Origin of the sequence: Streptomyces sp. NPDC015139 (assembly GCF_043079785.1) — a bacterium.
Classification (GTDB): domain Bacteria; phylum Actinomycetota; class Actinomycetes; order Streptomycetales; family Streptomycetaceae; genus Streptomyces; species Streptomyces albidocamelliae.
Window position 1 is genome coordinate 221,548 of sequence record NZ_JBIBUW010000013.1, and the last position, 20,660, is coordinate 242,207.

Sequence of the window (20,660 nt, forward strand, 5' to 3'; positions counted from 1 at the left end):
CATCCGTACGACGGAGAGGTTTCTCATGATCAACAGGCGCACTTTCACCAAGGCCGCCGGCATCGGCACGGGCGCGGCCGCCGCCTCGCTGGCCGGATTCGGAACACCTGCGAACGCCGCGTCCGCGCACCGTGCGACGGGTGGCACCCCCACGGTGCCCGTAGTGGCCCCGGGCACCCACACGTCCTTCGACACGCTGAAGCACGTCAGGGCGGGTGTGCTGGACGTCGGCTTTGCCGAGGCGGGTCCCGCGCACGGACCCGTCGTCCTGTGCCTGCACGGATGGCCCTACGACATCCACAGCTTCGTGGACGTGGCCCCCCTGCTCGCGGCGCAGGGCTACCGGGTCGTCGTGCCGTACCTCCGCGGGCACGGAACCACGCGCTTCCTGTCCTCCCGGACCGTCCGCAACGCCCAGCAGTCGGCGGTCGCTCTCGACATCATCGCCCTGATGGACGCCCTGAAGATCGACAAGGCCCTCCTCGCCGGTTTCGACTGGGGCTCGCGCACGGCCGACATCATCGCGGCGCTGTGGCCCGAGCGGGTCAAGGGACTGGTCTCCGTGAGCGGGTACCTCATCACCAACGTCGAGGCGCAGAAGAAGCCGCTGCCCCCGAAGGCCGAGTACGCGTGGTGGTACCAGTACTACTTCAGCACCGAGCGAGGCCGCCTCGCCATGGAGGACCGGACGGACCGGCACGATCTGTGCCGTCTCGTCTGGGACACCGTCTCCCCGACCTGGCACTTCGACGACGCCACCTTCGAGCGGACGGCCGCCGCGTTCGAGAACCCCGACTACGCGGCCATCGTGATCCACAACTACCGCTGGCGCCTGGGGCTCGCGGACGGTGAACGCCGTTACGACCGCTACGAGAAGGTACTCGCGACGCGTCCCGTCATCGACGTGCCGACGATCACGATCGACGCCGAGCGCGACCCGTTCACCGCGCCCGGCAACGGAGCGTCGTACCGCGACCGGTTCACGGGCGAGTACGACCACCGCACCCTGACCGGCATCGGTCACAACGTGCCGCAGGAGGCGCCAACCGCCTTCGCCCAGGCGGTCGTCGACGTCGACCGCGCTTTCTGACGTTCGACCAGCGGCCGGGCTTCGAGATCCGCCCGAACACTCGCCGGCCGTCCGTGCACAGGACTTCGGCGACGACCCGCGTCCGACACATCCCGCGGCACCCGCGGCGAGCATGCCCGGCATCGCCCGCCGCCCCACCGGTGGGGCCTCCGACTCAGCCGGCCCGCCCCGGATCGTTGGGGTGCGACCGCAGGGGGTGACCACGGCGGTCATCCACGGCCACAGGGGAAGACTTCCGAGGACCGCCTCCCTCAGCTCCGACTCGTCCTCGGCGCGCCACACCCCGATGCTGCGCAGCTCCCCCACCGGTCGCCACAGCCGCAACAGGTGCCCCTGCGCGGCGAGTTCCCGGGCCCTCACGGACTCGGCCGTGCGGCGCACGTCGACCTCCGCCGGGTCCGTACCCTCGGGCACGGTGGTGGTCAGTTCGACGAGGTATTCGTTCACGGACTCTTCCTCCTCCATCGGTCGGGTGGGCGACGGCGGTCCGCCACCCACCTTCGGATCCCGAAATACTCCGGACGTGCGTCCGGACCGTCAGGCGGCGGCCTTGAGCGCCCCGGCGATCTCGACGACCCGCTCGGCCTGGATGCGCGCGGCGGTACGCGTGACGTCGTCCACCGGGTTGGCGCCCTGGGCGTCCACGTGCGAGGTGCCGTACGGGTTGCCGTCGACGAACTTGAGCGGGTCGGTGAACCCCGGGGTGACGGCGATGCCGCCGAAGTGGTGGATCGAGGTGTACAGGGCGAGCAGCGTCGACTCCTGGCCGGCGTGCGCCGTCGCGGTGGACACGAAGCCGCTGTAGACCTTGTTCGCGAGCCGGCCCTCGGCCCACAGGCCACCCAGCGTGTCGATGAACTGCTTCAGCTGCGAGGACACGTTCCCGAAGCGGGTCGGCGTGCCGAACACCACCGCGTCCGCCCACGCGACGTCCTCGACGGTGGCTTCGGGTACGTCGGCGGTCGCCGCGTCGTTGGCGGCCCAGGCGGGGTTGGACTCGATCGCCGCCCGCGGAGCCAGTTCGGCGACCTTCAGCAGACGCACCTCGGCGCCGGCCTTGACGCCCGCGTCGTGCAGCTCCCGCGCGATGTCCGCGATCGTGCCGGTGGAGGAGTAGTAGACGATGGCGAGCTTGACGGGGGTGGTGGCCATGGAAGTGCTCCGTTCACAGGGGGACTCGGCGGCCAATAGCCGACCGGTCGTCTAGTTCCTCAAAAGTTGCATGCCCGACCGGCACCCGTCAAGCGCGCACGGCGTGGAGCACGCCACACCCGACCCCGGTGAAGGGCGCCGACGCGACGCCCTTGAACAGGCATTCCGGGCATTCACCTGCCGCCCGGCGTGCCACCTACACTCATGCCATGGCAGACGCGACGGACATCGAGCCCCTCGATCGTGACGAGGAGGCCTTCCTGCGGGCGCTGGGCAGGGTGATGACGCTCCTGCCGCGCCTGGTCGACGCGGACATGCTGGACGAGCTGCCGATCTCCGGTTCCGAATACATGGTCCTGGTGCACCTCTCCGAGGCGTCGCACCACCAGATGCGGATGAGTGAACTGGCCAATATGTGCGGGCTGTCGTTGAGCGGCATGACACGCGTGGTCAACCGGCTGGAGTCGCAGTCCCTGGTCATCCGTGAGAAGGCGCCGGACGACGGAAGGGCCTGGCTCGCGATCCTCACCAACGCCGGCTGGAAACAACTCAAACAGGCGTGGCCCACCAACCTCGCCAGCGTGCGACGGCACGTCTTCTCGCGCCTGGACGGCTGTGACATCGCCGCGGCCGCAAAGGTGCTGGAGCGCATAGCGCGGCAGTGATCGACGCGGCCGCTCGAACGGCACCGGCCTTACTCGGCCCCCCTTCACCCTAGGGCGGTTCCACACCGCCAGCGCCCTCGCTCCGCGGTCGGCCGTCTCGTCACGCAGGCGGGACGCCGCAACGGTGGATGCCGCATCGGACAGCAGCCGGCCGGAGCCGATCCGCTCGCCGACCATGGGCGTCGTCGCTCCCGTCCGCCGCCACCAGCAGGTCCACGTCGAGTGTGCTCAACGCCAAGACCACCGGCTCCAGTTGCGGCGATGTCTCCGCCTCCGAGCCGAAGTCGACCAGGACGCGCGGCCGAAGAGCGCCCGCAGCCTGCCTCGCCAGAGGCTGCGGGGCCGGATACGGACGCGGGGCAGTCGCGAGGCCTACAGTCCCAGATCGAGCGCGAGACACGAGAAGTGGTTCCAGGACCCTTCCGGGTTGTACGAAGCAATCGCGGAAGCGTTCGGCTCGACCACCTTCTCCTCGACCATTTCGTCGAACTGGATACGCTCCGGCAGCTTGCCGAAGCGCGCGTGCCGCGCTGCCGCTGCCGTGTCCAGCGAAGACTCGGTTTCCATGGTGGCTCCCCTATCGACGTGGCGACCGGCCCGCAGGGCTCGATCGCCCTAAGACTGCGCTCCCAGCTCGTCACCTGTCAAGGCGGTGACGCAGTCGACGTGGCGTACCGGACGCGTCCCGTCAGGCGCCACGCCGGTCCGGGCCCGCCGTCGCTGTCGCTCCGGTGCGCCGGGCGAGCGCGGCTCCGGCTGGAACCACGCCCTGGCTCGGGAAGCCGATGCGCAGCAGACCCGCTGCCGCGGCGGCCGCCAGGACGACGACGGCGGCCACGGTCAGGGCCCGGTGGTAGCCGTGGTGGAGCAGCGGTGCGACGACGAGGGGTCCGAGTATCTGGCCGACGGAATACCCGGCGGTCAGCAGCGCGACGGAGCGCGGGAACCGGAGGTGTGCGCCGGCGGCCAGCGTGAGGGTGCTGACACCGATGAACGTCGCGCCGAACAGGACCGCGGAGATCAGTGCGGCCGTCACCCCGCCGATCAGGGCGGGCAGGGCGATGCCGATCGCCTGGACGACGAGTGCGACGAGCAGCAGGTCGGGATGGGACCAGCGGCGCCCGAGCCCCGCCCACATCGCCGAGGACGGTACGGCCGCCAGACCGACCAGCACCCAGGCCGCGTTGCCGACCGGACCGGGTGAGCTCTGCTCGATCGCGGCGACGAGGAAGGTGCCCGCGACGACGTACCCGACGCCTTCCAGGGTGTACGAGGCGAACAGGGTGGTGAACCAGCGGCGCGTGCGCGTCGTCGTCCGTTCCGCTGCCGGCGGGCCGGCTCGCGGTGCCGTCGTACGGACTCCCAGTACCGTCTCGGGGCGCAGGCGCCACGCTCCCGCGGTGAACAGTGCGGCCAGGGCGGCCGAGGCCCACCAGGCGACCCGCCAGTCGGCTACGGAGTGCAGCCCGAGGACGAGGAGGCCGGAGAGCGCGATGCCGGTACCCACTCCGCCGAAGGCCCATCCGGACAGGTGGGCGGGGTGTCCGCGGAGGTTGCCGTGGAGGGAGCCGACCGCGATGACGAAGACCAGGGCGCTGGCCGCTCCCGCCAGCAGGCGCAGGGTGATCCACACGTGCACGTCGTGCGTGGCGGGCATCGCGGCCAGGGTCCCGGTCAGCACGACCAGGGCGACGCGCAGGAGAGCCGGTGAGCGGACCAGCGCGGGAGCGAGGATGCCTGCGAGCGCGCCGGCCAGATAGCCGACGTAGTTGGCGGTGGCCAGGTTCGCGCCGGCACTCGCCGACAGCCCCGCCTGCGCGTGCATCAGCGGGAGGATCGGGGTGAAGACGAAGCGACCGATGCCCATCGCCGCCGCGAGTGCGGCGGCGGTCCGGGCGACGTGGACCCGGGGCGAGAGAGGGGAGCCTCCCGTTCGTGCCGGGGCGGCGCGCAGGTGTCGTACGGGCATGGCGAATTCCTTGTGGGCGGGGGTCCGCGGGGGCTGGAACCCGTCGTACGGGACGTGGAGGACGGACACCGCGCGCCCGGCCCGCCGCGAGGTGGCCGGGTGCGCCCGTACACCGTCGGGCTTCGGCTCCCAGCGTGCTCCCGTCGACCCGGCGCACGCCACGACCGGCTTCCTCGCTGCTGGTAGGGAGAACCTCCCACCGGACGTAGCATGACCGGTGTGGAGCTGCGCCAACTGCGGTACTTCGTGGCGGTGGCCGAGGAGCTGAACTTCGGCCGGGCGGCCGAGCGTCTCCTGATCGCCGGCCCTTCCCTGTCCCAGCAGATCAAGGCACTCGAACGCGACCTCGGCGTACGGCTCTTCGACCGTGACCGCCGCTCGGTCTCGCTCACGGCTGCCGGTACCGCCCTGCTTCCGCAGACGCGTGCCCTGCTGGCACAGGCCGACGACCTCCAGCAGCACGCCCGCCGCCTGTCCGGTTCCGAGCCACTGCGCCTCGGCTACGTCAACTGGCTCCCCGCGGACCTGAGCGCCCGCACCTCCGCGGTGGCCCAGGTGCACCTCGACGCATGGGTCGCGCCGTCGCACACCCAGGCCGCCCGGGTGGCCGACGGCAGCCTGGACCTCGCCGTGTGCTGGGTGAGGTCGGAAGACCTCGAGAAACACGGCCTGGATGCCCGGCTCATCGGCGCCGACCGGTTGTACGCCGTCGCCACCGGTGACGACACCGGCGACGTGGCGGCCCGGGACACCGTCGTCCTCCTCGACGACGACACCACCTCATGGTTCTCCTGGAACGCCTATGCCGAGCAGTTGGCGCGGGACACAGGGGCGCGCGCGATGCGCATCTCCGACAACGGCATCACCGGGCCGGCCTTCTTCGACCATGTCCGGCGCAACCGGCTGCCGGTCGTCAACTGCCCCAAAGGGCAGACCACACCGGTGCCGCCCGACCTGGTCCGGCGCACCGTCGTGGCTCCGGAGGTCTGGTGGACCTGGTCCCTGGTGTGGCGCCGGAGCGACGTCCGCGGGGCGGTCCGTGCCGTCGTGGACGCTCTGTGCGACGACGTCGGAGACCTCGGCATCCACGGTCCGGCCGCATGGCTGCCCCTCGACGACCCGTACCGGGCCTAGCGCGACACCCGGCGCGTCCGTCGGGGCCGGCGTGCGTCGCATCCGCCTGGCTAGCCGACCGGTCGGCTATTATGAGGGAACGGGCGTGCCGGTCCGCTGGAGAGCACCCGGCCGCAGCTGGTTCCGACCGACGGGAGCACGACGATGAGCAGCAGCACGACGGACACGGATACGGTCCTGCGCGGGGTCCTCGACCGGTGGAAGGCCGCCGTCGACGGTCATGAACCGGAGCGGGTCGCGTCGCTGTTCACCGAGGACGCGATCTTCCAGGGACTGCGCCCCTACAGCGTGGGACGCCAGGGTGTGGCCGACTACTACGCCTCACAGCCCCTGGGACTGACCGCCGACTACCGCATGGTCGAGACCAGGCGACTCGCGGACGACCTCGCCCTCGGCTATCTGAGTGTGGACTTCTCCTTCACCGACCGGCCCACGCTCACCGTCAACCTGGCCGTGCTGGTCAAGCGTGCGGAGGACGGCTGGTACATCACCCACTACCAGGTTTCGCACCTCGCCTAGACCCGGACCCGCCGGCGGTGAGCGCGCAGGCGGCGGTGCCGCCGGGCAGTCGGTGGCGGTTGTCGGCGACGAGGCGGTAGACGCCGTGGGCGATCCAGCGCACCGGCGGCAGGCGGAGCAGGGCGCCGGCGACCATCCATCCACCACCGGCACTCGACAGGAGTCCGGCGACCGCCTGGGCGCCTCCGTGGACCGTCCCCTCCGGGGTCACCCACAGCGCTTCGTACTCGGCCCGCTGCCGGGTGACCCCCAGCGCCTCCAGCGGCGCGACCTGCTGGGCAGTGATCTCACAGCGAGGCTTGATCCACTTCCGGGCGAAGGCGACCGAGGCCGTACAGAAGCCGCAGTCACCGTCGTACACCAGCACTGGTTGCGTCCGCATACCCTCCATGGTGCCGTGGGCGACGCGCCCACCCGCCAGCGGGTGGGGTCGCGCCGCGGGATCACGGCTCGTGGTGGCTGACGGCCGTGGCCCGGGAACGCGTGCGGGCTCAGGCGTCCAGCAGCCGCGTGACGGCGGTCATCGCCCGTTCCACGGCGGCCCGCGACTCCTCGGAGTGGTCGAGCAGCTCGAAGCCGTGCCGGCCGTGCGGCACGTCGAGGACCTCCACGGCCGCCCCGCACTCGGTGGCGGCGTCCAGGAACTGCCGGACCGTCGCGGCGAAGGAGGGGTGTTCGAGCCCTGCCCGGGTGAGAACCGTGTTCAACCGTCCGGCGCCGCTCAGGGCGGCCACGGGACGGAAGCGGGCGTCCACCGTCTCCCAACCGGGCGGTGGGGCGAGGACGGGGTAGGTCAGGGCCAGGCAGCGCAGCCACGGCGGAGGTGCCGCGAGCCAGTCCGCCGCGAGGAGGCCGCCGGCGGAGAAGAACCAGAGCGCGATCCGGTCCGGGTCCACCCGGGGATCGGCACGTACCTGATCGACGGCCTCCGCGACGTCCTCCGCCGCCTTCGCGTAGTCGGTGAGAGCGTGCAGGCGGTGATCGAGGGTGGCGCCGACGACCCCACGGCTTGCCGCGAAACGGCCGTAACCGAGGAAGAAGGGCGTGTCCCGCGGGGTGGGCCGGCGGGTGGGGTCGACGGGGCCGCCGTGGACGAAGAGGACGGCGGGCCGGGGGCCATCGGCCTTTGGGAGATGGAGGTCGAGGCGGCCGACGCGCTCCCGGGGCGCCTCGGGCGGATCGAGGAGAAAAGTTTCGCGGGTGCCGCCCGGATCGTCGTCCGGTGCGGCGATTCGGTGTCCCTCCCCCGCTGCCGCCTTGATCAGCACCTGGGCGAGCTCGTCCGGTCGGGACAGCATCGGCCAGTGCCCCGTGGGGAGTTCGAAGTAGCTCACGCGTGGACCGGCGAGCTCCCTGAACTGAGGGGGACCGGAGCGTACGAGCATCTCCACCGTGTCGATGCCCGGTCCGTCGGCGGTGCAGAGGACCGCCGTGGCGGGCAGCCGGTGGGCGGCGCCGGTGAGCCGGAGCGGCTCGGTGAAGGTGGCGGCGGGCTGCGGTGCCGCGAGCCGGTCGAGTCGGGCGAGCGCCTCGGCGGACAGGCCGGCGGTGCTGCCCCAGCGTTCCCACGCCCGGCCCCGCGGCGGCCGTACCGGGGCGTCGTCGTGTGCCAGTCGGGCGCGTACGGTCTCGTCGCGTACGAGTTGGCGGGCGGTGTCGCCGTCCCGGGGCAGGCCGGCGGCGACGTGGACGACCCGGGAGATCCGCTCCGGGCGCCGGTCGGCGGCGCCGAGGACGGGGTGGATGCCGTAGTCGTGTCCGACGAGCACGACCCGGGGCGCCTCGATCCGGTCGACGATCCGCGACAACTCCGCGATGTGGGTGGACAGTCCGGCGCCGGGTGCGCTGTCGAGCGTCACCGGCCACACCCGCTCCCCCGCCTCCCGCAGCCGTCCGGCCACGTCCTCCCACATCCAGCCACCGGTGAAGGGGCCACCCACCAGTACGAACGCCGTCATGCCGCCTCCTCGTAAGCAGTACCGCGCGGCTCCGCGGTCGTCCGCACGCTAGGAACTCCTCCAGGGGGAGCTTCAAGAGCAGGTGGGACGGAGCACCGAATCCCCTCGCTAGGCTGGGTGTTCGGGCCGTCGAGACACCGAGGGGGAGTGTGTCGTGCAGTCGGACGGGCTGTGGAGCATCGGGGAGCTCGCCGAGCGCGCCAAGGTGACCGTCAAGACCGTGCGCTTCTACTCGGACCGGGGGCTGCTGCCGGAGGCAGGCCGCAGCGGTGGTGGGCACCGACGGTACGGGCCCGAGGCGCTCGAACGGCTGCGGGTCATCCGGTCGTTGCGCGTCCTCGATCTCGCCGTGCCGGAGGTCGAGCGGGCACTGGACCGGGACGGGGCCCTGGAGCAGGTGCTCGTTGAACGGCTGCGGGGTGTCGAGCGGGAGCTGGCCGCGCTGCGGTGGCGGGAGGCCGCACTGCTGCTGCTCGCGGAGTCCAGCGGCGAGGTGCGCGACGAACGGCTCTTGCTGCTGGGGGCGTTGACGCTCCCTCCCGACATGGACGCCGTGTTCCGGTTCTGGCGCCGGGTGCTGCCGGTCCGGTTGCCGGCACGGCTGGTGTCCGGGGTGCTCGACGCGGTGGTGCCGGCCCTGCCGTCGGCGCCCGTCCCCGAGCAGGTCCTCGCCTTCGGCCGCCTGCACGCGCTGGTCTCGGATCCCCGCCTGGACCGAGTGCCGTCGCTGCGACCGCGGCCACCGCTTGCCGGGGAGACCTACCGTCCCACCGTCCTGTACGAAGCGCTGGACGAGGCGTACGGCCTGGCAGGTACTCAGGTGCGCGGTGGGCGTCCGCCGGAGGGCGGAGGCGCGCTCGACTGCTTCGTCGCCGCCTACGCGGCGGCGCTCGGCACCCGCGACAGCCCGGACTTCCGGCGGCGGCTCGCGGAGCTGCTCGCGCGCGATGACGGGCCCGTGATGGCCCGCTACTGGAAGCTGGCCGCGCCCCTGCTGCCGGCGGAGGAGCCGGGTCTCGGTCTGCTGCACCACCGCCTCTTCCTGGCGCTGCGCGCCGACAGCGCCGCGGACTCTTCAACGCCTCGGGCCCGGCCAGTGCGTTCCCACCCCTCATCTCCCCTGTGAGGCACTGTGGTTGACTACCTCGGTGTTGCCTGAAACCGTCTTCACCACCCGTGACCTGCCGGCGAGCGACCGTTTCGAGGCGTGGACGGAGCAACTGGGGCGTACGCACGCGCCGATGCACCTGAGCAGCGAGCGCGCCGCCGACTACCGCGGGCACCAGCGCGTGATCGGCCTGGGCGAGGTGACGGTGTGGCCGGCGACCTTCGACCATCTGGTGTTCCACCGGACGCCGAGGCTCGTGCGCCAGTCCGACCCCGAGGTGTTCCACCTGTCCCTGTTGCGGCACGGCGACGCCGCGGCGAGCTGGGGCCGACAGCAAGTGGGGTACGCGGTCTCCGACTTCCACGTGAACTGCTCGTCCCGGTCGTACGAGATCTCCACCGGGTCCCAGCCGGTCACCATCATCGGGGTGGAGATCCCGCGTACCGCGGTGGGCGTTCCTGTGCGCCGGGCCGACGACGTGGTCGGGCGCCGGATATCCGGCCGTACGGGCACGGGCGCGCTGCTCGCCGGGCTGCTGGTGCAGTTGACCTCGGACACCTCCTCCTACCGGGCGGCCGACGCCGAGCGGCTGGGAACGGTCGTCGGCGACCTGGTCACCGCCGTCTTCGCCCACACCCTGGAGGCGGAGCCGCAGCTGCCGCCCGAGACGCACGCCCGTACCCTGATGCTGCGCATCAAGTCCTTCGTCCGACAGCACCTGGCCGACGCGCACCTGACGCCCGTGAAGATCGCCGAGGCCCACCACATCTCCCGCAGCTACCTCTACCGCCTTTTCCAGGAAGAGGGGTTGACCGTGGCCTCGTACGTGCGGGAACAGCGGCTGGCCGGTGCCCTGAAGGATCTCACCGACCCAGGTGCGCGCGCGGTCCCCATCCACGCCATCGCCGCCCGCTGGGGCTTCCCGCGTCCAGGTGACTTCACCCGCGCCTTCCGCTCCGTGCACGGCAGCACTCCGAGCGAGGTACGGGAGCGGGCGCTGTGCCGTACGGCCGTGGACGGTGCGCACACGGCCGTGGACGCTGTGCGAAGGACAACTCCCGGTCCTCACAAGGATCATTGACCCCGGTCGCTCACCAGGCCCAGTGCCGACGACGCGCCAGGGCCACGGGGGTGCCCTGCCGCGCCGTCGGTGCGAGGGGCGCCCGCCGTCGGCGGCGTCGATGTCTCCAGGGACCGGCGCCGCCGGGGCGACCGTGCCGACATGCCGACGGCCTGGGAGTGCGCTCCCGCGTGGGCTACCGGAGGAGCCGGGCTCCTGCCAGTTCCATGATCTCCGCGCGGGTCCGGCTCCCGTGATCGGCGGCGATGTAGTGGCTGCCGATGCGCAGCGAGAAGGCGAGCATGGAGCGGACCTCGGTCTCGGCGTCGTCCTCGCAGAGGGCACCGAAGAGTGAACGCAGGTAGTCCATACGCCGGTTGTCGACGTGGCGCAGTCGCCGGGCGACGGCCTCGTCACGTCGTGCCCAGTCCCGTACGGCCAGTTCGACGGCCGCACCGACGGCCGGCTCGTCGCCGGCCGAGGCGGCGATGGTGAACAGCCGGTCCAGTCTGCTCCTGGCGTCTCCCCCGCCGTCCTCGACCCGCTCGATCACCTTCTCGGTGACCTCGCGTTCCCACACGTCGAGCATCTCCGTCAGCAGCGCGTCCCGGTTGCGGAAGTAGCCGTAGAACCCGCCTTTGCTGACGCCCAGGGCCTGCGCGAGCGATTCGATCCGGACGGCTTCCGGGCCACTCGCGGCGAGCGCCCGGAACCCCTCCTCGATCCACCTGCCGCGAGGCGTACGGGCCATGGCCATGGCGTGTCTCCCGTCACAGCTCCAACAGCTGTACGGGTGCGTACAGCCGGGTCTAGCTTTCATATATACGGCATCGTATAGATGGGGGCGAAGCGATGAGACTTCCGGTGAGCGCACACACCTCGCGGCCGTGGCGGATCCACGAAATGACCGGGGACTTCCACGTCGAGGACGTGTGGGCACTGCCGACTCCGGGTGGCCCCGACGACCTGGTCCACCTGGTGCGTCAGATCGCGAACGGTGCCGGCGCAGACTCGGCCGGGCCGCCTCTCGTGTACCGCGCGCTCTTCGCGATCCGGCGGAAGCTCGGGCGCCGGCTGGGCTGGGACGATCCCGGCACGGGCCTCGGCACCCGGGTACCGACTCTGCGCGACCGGCTGCCGGCGGACCTTCGGGAAGGCGCACGCGGACCCGAGTCCCGCTCGCTTCCGTTCACCTCCGTCTATCAGCTGCACGACGAGTGGGCGGCCGAGACGGCCAACCGGACCGTGCACGCGGTGATGCACATCGGCTGGGTACCGGCCGAGGACGGCGGCCACCGCGGGCAGATGGCCGTCCTGGTGAAACCGAACGGCCGCCGGGGCGCCCTGTACATGGCGGCCATCAAACCCTTCCGCCACCTGGGCGTGTACCCGGCCCTGCTGCGTACCATGGGACGCACCTGGCGGACGACCGCCGGCGAGCGGACCTCCGACTGACCCGCCCCCCCCCGGCCGCCCCTGAACGATTCCGCGCGCTCCGCCCGAAGGTGTGCGTAATTGACGGGGCGTCAACGTCACGACCCATAGAAACGGGTGATTCCAACAGCAGGTCTACGGCGTCGGTGCGCGAAGAGCCGTGGTGAGGAGTACCGCCGTCACCGCCACCGCCTTCGACGGGAAGGCGTGGGCGGGAAGACCGTGCGCGGCGGCCCGGACAGGCGACGGAGCGTCAATCCGCGGTGTCCGCGTCGAGTCGGGCGAGCCCGTCCTGCCATCGTCGGCGGCGCTCCTCCTCGGACTGTTCCCACCACGGGGTGCCCCGCTCCCCCAGGGCGACCTTCGCGCGCTGTACCCGCGCGCGTGCCGACCGCTCGGCTTCCGGATCGCCTGCCCCGGTGGCGGCCCGCACCGCGCGGCGGGCCGCCATGAGGTGACGCCGGAGCCGGGCGGCGCTCTCCTCCGGGAGGGACGGGTCCGTTGCTCGCCATCTCCGGCCGTCGACCACGACGAAGTGTCCGTCGGGTGTCCGCTCGGGGGGCTGCCGCGCGTTCATGGGAACGATTCTGCGTGCTGCCGCTCCCCCCTCGCGAGCGGTGGCCGCCCGGCCGGAACGTGACGGCCGGGATTGGGCGGGCTGAACTCTCGCGAGGCGGGTACCGGCAGGGCGACGCGTGACGCGGCTGCTTCGAGGGGTGACGATGGGTTCGGCGAATCAGATGCGACAGCTCAGGGCCGTGTACGCCGGTGGTGTGGTCGCCTGGACCTTCTGCCTGCTCCTGAGCCTGCTCGGCGACGACGGCACGGAACGGCAGACGGTGTTCCTGCTGGGCCTGCTCGCCGTCTTCCTCGTCCTGCTGCTGTGGTCGACCTGGTGCCTGTGGGAGGCCGGGGGCCACCGCCCCCGGGACCGGGCCGAGGACGTGGCCACGACACCGGGCGAGCCCGTCTGACACCTGTCGTCAGCGGCGGGTGCCGGCCCGGCGGTGCGGTGCTATGCGGACGGGCTTGTCCACGGGCGCGTTCTCGATGTCGTCGAGCTGCGCGACGATCGTGCCGCGCAGGTCGTCGTAGTCCGCGAAGGTGTGGTCGTGGAACAGGGTGTAGCCCGTCCACATCAGGTTGGCGCACACCCGCGCCGGCACCCGGCCGGTCCGGGCACCCATGCCCACGAGTGCCACCGACCGGATGCTGCCGGGCGCCTTCTTGTTCTGCCGGTGGATCGCCTGGAAGGCCGCCGCGCAGGCCAGGGCCACGTTCAGGGTCTCGCTGACGTTCTGCGAGGACGTCTCCATCGTCGGCGTGGAGATCAGGAATCGCGGCTTGACCGCTCCCGAGGGGACGCACACCGCGCTGCCCACCGGGAGCGCGCCCGCGAACTCGTCGCGGATCGCCTTCTGCACCCGCAGCTGGATGCCGGCGCCCAGGTACCTCTTGACGACCGCGTCGACGCCGCCGTCCATCCGGCCACGGGAGTTGGTGGGGCTGACCCAGGCGTCGACGTCCTCGTCGAGGAGCGAGCCGTTGCGGATCTCGATCTGAGGCTCGTCGGCGAACGCCGCTCGCCAGGACTCCACCACCGCGGTGTTGATGTCGGTCAGAACCACCCTGAGCGGCGACTGCACGCGGTCTTCGGTCACGGTTCACTCCTGTCGGAAGACGATCACTCGACTGACCGGAAAGCTACCGCGCAGCACTGACAGTGGCGCCGCCGAGCAGCAGTGCCCGACGCAGCGGGAGGGCGCTGTCAGTGGGCACCCCTATGCTCGTGATCACTTCGTCAACCAGGCCGTCTGCCTGCACAGTTCGGCTGTTTCGATCATTCGGAGTGCCTCCACCATGAGCGATGACCGCACCCCTGCCCTGCCCGATCCCAGCGACCCGCTGGCCCTCGCGGAACTGTTCCAGGGCGGTGGTGAACCGTGGCTGCCGCTGCTGAAGCCGGTCATCGAGGCCCAGCCCGACGCAGCCGAGTTCATTGGCCCCGGCCGCGGTCCGCAGGTGGTGCCGGTGCGCGAGCTGACGTTCCAGGCGCTCAAGCCGAACGCGCCGGACAAGTGGAAGGTCGTGGTCTTCGGTCAGAACCCGTATCCGCGGCCGGAGAGCGCGACCGGCATCGCGATGTTCGACAACACCTTCCACGACTGGCGGGACAGCCAGTTCGGCAGGGTCGTGAGCATCCGCTGCATCATCAAGGCGGCGGCCATGTGGAAGTACGGCATCCCCAAGAAGACCCCGATAGCCGACGTCCGGGCGCTGTTGAAGAAGCAGGACACCGTGCAGCCTCCGGAGTGGTTCCAGGCGATGCTCACCCAGGGCGTGCTCCTGCTGAACGCCGCTCTGACGGCAGGCAGCGACGGAGCGAGCGGCACCGACCGGCACACCCGGTTCTGGCGGCCGGTCGTCGAGCGGATCGTCGAGGAGATCCTCAAGGCGAAGCAGGGCGCCGACGGCGAGGACCGTGGCGTCGTCTTCGCCTGGTGGGGCGCTCACGCGCGCAGTCTGAAGAAGGTCGTCCTCAAGCTGCAGGAGAAGTACCCCGACGTCGAGGTCCGGCACATCGACCACGCCAATCCCGCCGCTCAAGGTGACGTCTTCTGCGACGGCGACCACTTCCGGATGGTCAACGAGGCCCTGGCGTCGGTGGGTGCCGACGAGATCGACTGGCTGCCGAGCACCGGTTGGAACGCGCTCGCCGGGGAGGTCGGCGGGCCGGGCGGCGGCGTCGCCGACCGCATGGGCGCCTTCATCGCGTCCACCATGGAGCTGCACCAGCTCTACCTGGACCGGCTCGCCGGCGTCAAGGACGAGGGCCTGGTCCTTCCCGCGATCACGGGCGTGTACGACACCCCGCTCATGGACTTCGGTGATGCCGTCGCCCCGGTCGCCGCCCTGCTGTCCGGGCTGGGCGGCCATGTCGACCGCTCCCACGAGTTCGGCAAGCGGCGAGCCGACCGAGTGGGCGGCGGACTGTCCGCCGACGCGATCGCCGCCCTGTATCTGTACACCTGCGAGTCCGCCTTCTACCGGGAGATCAACGCCATACTGCGCTCCCCGGACCGCGCCCGGCTCGTGCCCTATCTGCCGTACCTGCGGCTGCTGTTCTCGGCGGTGTCTCAGCTGCCCGTTCGCACGTCCCCGCTGTGGCGCGGAGTGTCGCTGGACCTGCGGGCCCAGTACCCGCTCGGGCGGACCATCACCTGGTGGGGTGTGTCCTCGTGCACGTCCGAGCCGGGGGTGGCCCGGTCCTTCCTCGGCAGCCGCGGCAAGCGGACGCTGTTCGAGGTGTCCCCGGCCCGGGCCGTGGGCATCCGGGACTTCTCCGCCTTCACCGGTGAGGAGGAGTTCATCCTGCTGCCGGGGACGCAGCTGAAGGTGACCGACGTCAAGACCGAGCGCGGCGGCCTGTGCACCGTCAGACTGACCGAGCTGGAGGAGCAGTCACAGGTCTCGTGAGGCCCGCCGGCCGGCCGCGGCGCCGTCCGTGGGCGGACCACCCGTTCGGCTCCGTGTGCGCAGGCCGTCGCAGGGCACTCGGGGGTGGTCACGTGGTGCAGAACCGGGTGGCGCGGTGCCGTGGCCGACCCCCGAGACTCGGCCGCGGCACCGCAGTGCTCACGTCCGCCCGGCCGCGAGTGGACGCGGCCGGGCGGGGCGGTGTTGCGTCAGAAGCGGGGCGGTGCCGGGGTGTTCCCCGGGACGGGGAGGATGCGCTGCCTGACGCCGGCGCCCTGACGGCCCGACGGCTTGCAGGTGACGTCCCGGGTGGGCAGCTTGCCGTTGTTCAGGTAGGCGTTCACAGCGCGGTCGGCGCAGGCACGGGGGTCTCCGGCGTAGACGCCGTGGCCCTCGCCGCCCTTGACGTACACCATGCGCGAGCCCTTGAGGGCGCGGTGCATGCCGAGGCCGCTGGCCAGCGGGGTCTGGGAGTCCCACTGGTTCTGGACGGTGAGCAGGCCGACCTTGTTGTCGACCGCTGTGGCGGGCTCCGAGGGTCCGTTCCAGAACGCACAGGGCGTGATGTTGGAGGCGAAGTCGCCGTAGAGCGGGTACTTGGCCTTGTCCCGGACGGCGTCACGGCGGTACTGCTCGGGGTCGCGCGACCAGGCGGCGGTGTCGCCGCAGACCACGGTCCAGAACACGGCGGAGCCGTTGTCGGCCGGCGGCTGCGCGGCGGCCGCGAAGCGGCGCGGTTCCCGGTCGTCCGGGGTGGCGAGGAGGTGGGACACCCGGTGGCCGGCGGCGGCCTTCTTGAGCTGGACGACGGACTCGGTGGCGTACTCGGGGCTGAAGAACTGCGCGCGCAGGGCGGCGCGGATGTCGTCGCCGTCGAGCTTCTGGCCGCTGTCGTCGATCGGGGTGCGGTCGGCCCGGGCGACCAGGTCCCAGAACGTCTTCTTCACCTTGGCCGGGGTGTCGCCGAGCTTGTAGGTGCGGTGGCGCTGTGCGGCCCACTTGGTCCAGCGGGTGAAGGCCGGTTCCGTGCCCTCCGCCCAGATCTGGATCATGCCGCGCCACACGCGTGCGGGGTCGACCGAGCTGTCCAGCACGAAGCGGTCGGTCCGCCCGGGGAACATCTGGGCGTAGACGGCGCCGAGGTAGGTGCCGTAGGAGTAGCCCAGGTAGGAGATCTTCTTCTCCCCCAGGACGGCGCGTATGACGTCCATGTCGCGGGCGGTGTTGCGGGTGGTGATGTAGGGAAGCGTGTCACCGCTCTTGGCACGGCACTTGTCGGCCACGGTGCGGGCCCACTTGACGTCCCGGGCGAACGTCACGGCCTTGTACGGGCGTTCGGAGTTCTGTTCCTTGGCCGTCAGGCCGCAGGTGACCGGGCTGCTACGGCCCACGCCGCGCGGATCGAACCCGACGAGGTCGTACTGCTCGCGGACGTTCTTGGGCAGCATCTCCTTCATCATGACCGGCATGTCCAGCCCTTCGCCGCCCGGACCGCCGGGATTGAAGAGGAGCACGCCGCGCTTCTTGCCGGGGACGCCGGTCTTCATGCGGGAGACGGCCAGCTTGATCGTCTTGCCGTCGGGGCGGCTGTAGTCGAGCGGAACCTTGATGGTCGCGCACTGGAAGGCGGCGGGCAGCGACCGGTCGCACCGGTGCCATGCCGGCTTCTGTTGCTCCGCTCTTTGCCGCGGCGCCGCCGCGGATGCCTGCGTGGGAGCCAGGGTGGCGACGAGCGCTGCCGCGACTCCCCCGGTGAGCAGGGGCGCCATGCGTCCGATCCGCACGATTGGCCGTTCCTTTCGATCAACTTCCGGGACGGCACCACCATTTCGTGTACGAGAGATGTGCGAATCCATCTGCGGAGCGGTCTTGCTACGACCTGCGGTGTACACAGAACGAGACGTGAGGAGGAGAACCTGAACGGGCCTTTCACCATCCGCTCTTGAGCGCTGTGAGCAGGTGTCTCCGCCGAGCGCGGGTGTCGCGTGCGGACGGGGGGCGACCGGCGCTTCGCCGGGCTCTCACGCCTCTTGTGCGGTGCGCGGGCGCCGGTGAGTCACAAGCGGTCACTACGACCGCTGTTGACGGACAGGGTTCGACCGTTGCGGGGCACTAAGCGACATGCTGCCGCGAAACCATCCGAGTTGCGCTGGGATGGCCTGTCTCATGCTGAGTCTCGGGGTGGGAGTGGAAATGAGCGACTTGGCCGAAACTGTGGAGCCTCGTCCCGTGGACGGGCGGAGCATCGTGTCGTGCCGGTGCGGTGCCGGCGAACCGGCGGGCGCGCCCGGCGCCGCCGAGGAAAGGTTTCGCGGTCTACTGGAGGCGGCACCGGACGCCATGGTCATCGTCGACGACGCCGGAATCATCAGGCTCGTCAACGCCCAGACCGAGGCCCTCTTCGGCTACCAGCGCGAAGAACTCCTCGGCCACCCCGTCGAACTCCTCGTACCCGGCCGCTTCCGCGGCCATCACACCCACCACCGCAACGGCTACGCCCACAACCAGCAGGTCCGCCCCATGGGCGCCGGACTCGACCTCTACGGACTGCGCAAGGACGGCACCGAGTTCCCCGTCGAGATCAGCCTCAGCCCCCTGGAGACCACGGACGGCCTGCTCGTCTCCGCCGCCGTACGCGACGTCAGCGAACGCAAGGCGGCGGAGGAACGCATCAACGAACTCGCCGCCCTCGTGGAGTCCTCGCAGGACGCGATCCTGGCCAAGACCCTGGACGGGCACATCACCTACTGGAACGCGGCGGCCCAGCGGCTCTACGGGTTCGCCGCGAGCGAGGTGCTGGGGCGGCACGTCTCCCTGCTGGCGCCACCCGACCGGGAGGACGAGATCAGCGCGCTCCTGGAGCGGTTGCGCGAGGGCGAGAAGGTGGAGCACTTCGAGACGCTCCGCGTCACCCGCTCCGGTGCCCTGCTGGACGTGGACGTCACGCTGTGGCCGACCCGGGCGCGCAGCGGAGAGGTCATCGGGGCGTGTGCGATCGTCCGGGACATCAGCGACCGCAAGCGAGCCGAGGCGGAGCTGACGGAGCTGTACGAGCAGCAGCGGCACATCGCCCTCACGCTGCAGCGCAGCCTCATGGGGACACCGCCGGCCATCCCCGGCCTGGCGACCGCGAGCCGCTACCGGCCGGCGACCACGGGAGCGGGCGTCGGCGGCGACTGGTTCGACCTGGTCCCGCTGGGCGCCGGCCGGGTCGGGGTGCTGATCGGCGACGTGATGGGCCGCGGTCTGGAGGCCGCGGCCGTCATGGGCCAGCTGCGGTCGGCGGCGCACGCCCTGGCGAAGACCGGACTGCAGCCGCGCCAGCTGATGCAGGCCCTGGACACCGTCGTCGCCGATCTCGACGTGCCCGACCAGCTGGTCACCTGCTGCTATCTGATCATCGCGGCGGACGCGGGCGAGGTGACGATCTGCTCCGCCGGACACCTGCCCGTGCTCGTGGCGGTTCCCGGACAGGGGACCCAGACGCTCGACGCGCCGGTGAACGCTCCCCTGGGCGTAGGCGGAATGATCTACGAGCAGTGCAGTACGACCATTCCCCGCGGCTCCACCCTCGTGCTGTACACCGACGGTCTGATCGAGACTCCGGGCAGCGACATCGAGGACCAGCTGAGCAAGCTCGTCGCCACCCTCGACGAGCTCGTCACGGTCGATCCCGGGCTGGAGGCCTCCGCCGACCACGTCCTCAAGACGCTGCTGCCCGACGCCGACGGCCACGACGACGTCACGCTCCTGCTGACCCAGCTGCCGGCCGCTCCGCTGGCCACCGCCGTGACGGATCTGGCAGCCGCCCCCGAGTCCGTGTCCGCGGGCCGGGACTTCCTCGCCAAGACGCTGTCCTCGTGGGGTTACGCGGAGCGAATGGACAACGCGCGGCTGCTGCTCTCCGAGGTTCTCACCAACGCGGTGCAGCACGGGCAGGGGCCGATCGGAGTGCACCTGTGCCGGACGGACGCCGACCTCACCGTGGAGATCAGCGACCACAGTCCGGCCCTGCCCCAGCCCCGTCAGGCGGGCGAGGACGAGGAGTCCGGGCGCGGCCTGCTGCTCGTCCGCGCACTCGCCGACGACTGGGGGGTCCGGCCCACGGACGCGGGGAAGACGACGTGGTTCAGCCTGAAGATGTGAGGGCGTCTCGGTGCGACCTCGGTCGAGTCGTTCGACAGCGGCGGTGGTGGCGTCCCGCACCCGCTCCTCCGCGCTCGGCCGATCGTGGGTCGGGTCGACGCGACTCGGCCGGGCGCGAGGGCTGCCGTCGTAGTCGGCGACGGACACCCGGCCGGGCACGGCGACGCCCGCGCGGGCAAGGGGCGCCGGCAGGCCGATGGCCCCCCGGTCGCCGACGGCGATGCCCGGGGTGGCGGGGTCCAGGAGCTGCCCGGCGGCGCGATCACCGGCCGGCCGCTTCCGTGGTGTCTCCCGGCAGGATGTGCCGCGCCGCGGTCAGCTGTCGGCGAGCATGCCTTCGCGCAGGCGGGCGAGGGTGCGGGTCAGCAGCCGGGAGACGTGCATCTGGGAGACGCCCAGGTGTTCGCCGATCTGTGCCTGGGTGAGTTCGTCCGCGAACCGCAGGTGCAGGATCCGCCGGTCACGCTCGGCGAGGCCGGCGATCAACGGGGCCAGGGTGTGGAAGTCCTCCACCAGACCCAGGGCCCGGTCCTCGGCACCGATGAAGTCGGCCAGCGCGGCCTCGCCGTCCTCGCTGCCGCTGATGGTGGCGTCCAGCGAGGTCGAGGCGTAGCCGTTGGCGGCCAGACGGGCCTCACGCACCTCCTCCTCCGGCAGACTCATCAGCTCCGACAGTTCCCCGTCCGTCGGGGTCCGGCCCAGACGCCCACGCAGCTCCTCGGTCGCCCGCGCCAGCTGCACCCGGGCCTCCTGCAGCCGGCGCGGCACGTGCACCGCCCAGGTGGTGTCCCGGAAGAACCGCTTGATCTCACCCACGATGTACGGAATGGCGAACGACGTGAACTCGACTTCCCGGGACAGCTCGAACCGGTCGATCGCCTTGATCAGACCGATCATGCCGACCTGGACGATGTCCTCCATCTCCTCCGCACCCCGGCTGCGGAACCG

Annotated in this window: 20 protein-coding genes and 1 pseudogene; 10 read left to right on the plus strand and 11 right to left on the minus strand. The window is 71.3% G+C overall.

The genetic code is table 11. The features are described from left to right. Positions 1-25: 25 nt before the first annotated feature. On the plus strand, positions 26-1,090 hold the full coding sequence (locus ACF08B_RS30880) for an alpha/beta fold hydrolase (protein WP_392320439.1): 1,065 nt from the start codon (positions 26-28) through the stop codon (positions 1,088-1,090). Positions 1,091-1,244: 154 nt separating this feature from the next. Here the strand turns inward: ACF08B_RS30880 and ACF08B_RS30885 are convergent. Then, positions 1,245-1,537 (minus strand): annotated as a pseudogene (locus ACF08B_RS30885) (muconolactone Delta-isomerase family protein). Positions 1,538-1,627: 90 nt separating this feature from the next. After that, positions 1,628-2,242, minus strand: a complete 615-nt coding sequence (gene wrbA / locus ACF08B_RS30890; protein WP_392320440.1) for an NAD(P)H:quinone oxidoreductase — start codon at positions 2,240-2,242, stop codon at positions 1,628-1,630. A gap of 209 nt (positions 2,243-2,451) precedes the next feature. On the opposite strand from wrbA, the gene ACF08B_RS30895 reads away from it, so the two are divergent. Beyond that, complete coding sequence (locus ACF08B_RS30895; RefSeq protein ID WP_392320441.1) at positions 2,452-2,907, plus strand: MarR family winged helix-turn-helix transcriptional regulator; 456 nt, start codon at positions 2,452-2,454, stop codon at positions 2,905-2,907. 372 nt (positions 2,908-3,279) lie between these two features. Here the strand turns inward: ACF08B_RS30895 and ACF08B_RS30900 are convergent, their stop codons facing one another. Both ACF08B_RS30900 and ACF08B_RS30905 read right to left on the minus strand, forming a co-directional pair. Next, positions 3,280-3,474, minus strand: a complete 195-nt coding sequence (locus ACF08B_RS30900; RefSeq protein ID WP_392320442.1) for a hypothetical protein — start codon at positions 3,472-3,474, stop codon at positions 3,280-3,282. Between the two features lie 121 nt (positions 3,475-3,595). Further along, positions 3,596-4,876, minus strand: coding sequence for a YbfB/YjiJ family MFS transporter (locus ACF08B_RS30905; RefSeq protein ID WP_392320443.1), 1,281 nt, complete (start codon positions 4,874-4,876; stop codon positions 3,596-3,598). Positions 4,877-5,086: 210 nt separating this feature from the next. Between ACF08B_RS30905 and ACF08B_RS30910 the strand changes: the two genes are divergently transcribed. Together ACF08B_RS30910 and ACF08B_RS30915 are read left to right on the plus strand one after the other, a co-directional pair. Next, positions 5,087-6,010, plus strand: coding sequence for a LysR family transcriptional regulator (locus ACF08B_RS30910; RefSeq protein WP_392320444.1), 924 nt, complete (start codon positions 5,087-5,089; stop codon positions 6,008-6,010). A 144-nt stretch (positions 6,011-6,154) separates the two neighbouring features. Then, positions 6,155-6,529, plus strand: coding sequence for an SgcJ/EcaC family oxidoreductase (locus ACF08B_RS30915; protein ID WP_392320445.1), 375 nt, complete (start codon positions 6,155-6,157; stop codon positions 6,527-6,529). Here the strand turns inward: ACF08B_RS30915 and ACF08B_RS30920 are convergent. Both ACF08B_RS30920 and ACF08B_RS30925 read right to left on the minus strand, forming a co-directional pair. Next, the gene (locus ACF08B_RS30920) at positions 6,498-6,911 is read right to left on the minus strand and encodes a thiol-disulfide oxidoreductase DCC family protein (RefSeq protein ID WP_392320446.1); all 414 of its coding nucleotides are present in this window, start codon (positions 6,909-6,911) and stop codon (positions 6,498-6,500) included. The genes ACF08B_RS30915 and ACF08B_RS30920 overlap by 32 nt on opposite strands. A gap of 109 nt (positions 6,912-7,020) precedes the next feature. Then, entirely contained in the window at positions 7,021-8,487 is a 1,467-nt protein-coding gene (locus ACF08B_RS30925; RefSeq protein WP_392320447.1) for an alpha/beta hydrolase, read from the minus strand. A 154-nt stretch (positions 8,488-8,641) separates the two neighbouring features. Here ACF08B_RS30925 and ACF08B_RS30930 point away from each other — a divergent pair, with 154 nt between their 5' ends. Both ACF08B_RS30930 and ACF08B_RS30935 read left to right on the plus strand, forming a co-directional pair. Beyond that, positions 8,642-9,613 carry a MerR family transcriptional regulator gene (locus ACF08B_RS30930; protein WP_392320448.1) on the plus strand — a complete coding sequence of 324 codons (972 nt, stop codon included), beginning with the start codon at positions 8,642-8,644 and terminating at the stop codon, positions 9,611-9,613. Positions 9,614-9,635: 22 nt separating this feature from the next. Next, positions 9,636-10,676 carry a helix-turn-helix domain-containing protein gene (locus ACF08B_RS30935; protein WP_392320449.1) on the plus strand — a complete coding sequence of 347 codons (1,041 nt, stop codon included), beginning with the start codon at positions 9,636-9,638 and terminating at the stop codon, positions 10,674-10,676. 175 nt (positions 10,677-10,851) lie between these two features. On the opposite strand, the gene ACF08B_RS30940 is transcribed toward ACF08B_RS30935, so the two are convergent. Next, the gene (locus tag ACF08B_RS30940; RefSeq protein ID WP_392320450.1) at positions 10,852-11,412 is read right to left on the minus strand and encodes a TetR/AcrR family transcriptional regulator; all 561 of its coding nucleotides are present in this window, start codon (positions 11,410-11,412) and stop codon (positions 10,852-10,854) included. A gap of 95 nt (positions 11,413-11,507) precedes the next feature. On the opposite strand from ACF08B_RS30940, the gene ACF08B_RS30945 reads away from it, so the two are divergent. Continuing rightward, on the plus strand, positions 11,508-12,110 hold the full coding sequence (locus tag ACF08B_RS30945) for a DUF2867 domain-containing protein (RefSeq protein ID WP_392320451.1): 603 nt from the start codon (positions 11,508-11,510) through the stop codon (positions 12,108-12,110). Positions 12,111-12,342: 232 nt separating this feature from the next. Here the strand turns inward: ACF08B_RS30945 and ACF08B_RS30950 are convergent, their stop codons facing one another. Then, the gene (locus tag ACF08B_RS30950) at positions 12,343-12,666 is read right to left on the minus strand and encodes a hypothetical protein (protein ID WP_392320452.1); all 324 of its coding nucleotides are present in this window, start codon (positions 12,664-12,666) and stop codon (positions 12,343-12,345) included. Between the two features lie 145 nt (positions 12,667-12,811). Here ACF08B_RS30950 and ACF08B_RS30955 point away from each other — a divergent pair, with 145 nt between their 5' ends. Next, positions 12,812-13,063 (plus strand): hypothetical protein, encoded by a 252-nt coding sequence (locus ACF08B_RS30955; RefSeq protein ID WP_392320453.1) that lies wholly within the window; start codon positions 12,812-12,814, stop codon positions 13,061-13,063. A gap of 9 nt (positions 13,064-13,072) precedes the next feature. Here the strand turns inward: ACF08B_RS30955 and ACF08B_RS30960 are convergent, their stop codons facing one another. After that, positions 13,073-13,750 (minus strand): macro domain-containing protein, encoded by a 678-nt coding sequence (locus ACF08B_RS30960; protein WP_392320454.1) that lies wholly within the window; start codon positions 13,748-13,750, stop codon positions 13,073-13,075. Between the two features lie 199 nt (positions 13,751-13,949). Here ACF08B_RS30960 and ACF08B_RS30965 point away from each other — a divergent pair, with 199 nt between their 5' ends. Further along, entirely contained in the window at positions 13,950-15,566 is a 1,617-nt protein-coding gene (locus tag ACF08B_RS30965) for an ADP-ribosyltransferase domain-containing protein (protein ID WP_392320455.1), read from the plus strand. Between the two features lie 209 nt (positions 15,567-15,775). On the opposite strand, the gene ACF08B_RS30970 is transcribed toward ACF08B_RS30965, so the two are convergent. Continuing rightward, positions 15,776-17,350 carry an alpha/beta hydrolase gene (locus tag ACF08B_RS30970; RefSeq protein ID WP_392320456.1) on the minus strand — a complete coding sequence of 525 codons (1,575 nt, stop codon included), beginning with the start codon at positions 17,348-17,350 and terminating at the stop codon, positions 15,776-15,778. A gap of 445 nt (positions 17,351-17,795) precedes the next feature. On the opposite strand from ACF08B_RS30970, the gene ACF08B_RS30975 reads away from it, so the two are divergent. Then, a complete protein-coding gene (locus tag ACF08B_RS30975) occupies positions 17,796-19,712 on the plus strand; it encodes a PAS domain S-box protein (RefSeq protein WP_392320457.1) in 1,917 nt (638 codons plus the stop codon). Between the two features lie 315 nt (positions 19,713-20,027). Here ACF08B_RS30975 and ACF08B_RS30980 read toward each other — a convergent pair. Then, positions 20,028-20,660, minus strand: a 633-nt coding sequence (locus tag ACF08B_RS30980) for a SigB/SigF/SigG family RNA polymerase sigma factor (RefSeq protein WP_392320458.1), incomplete at its 5' end; no start/stop codon positions are given.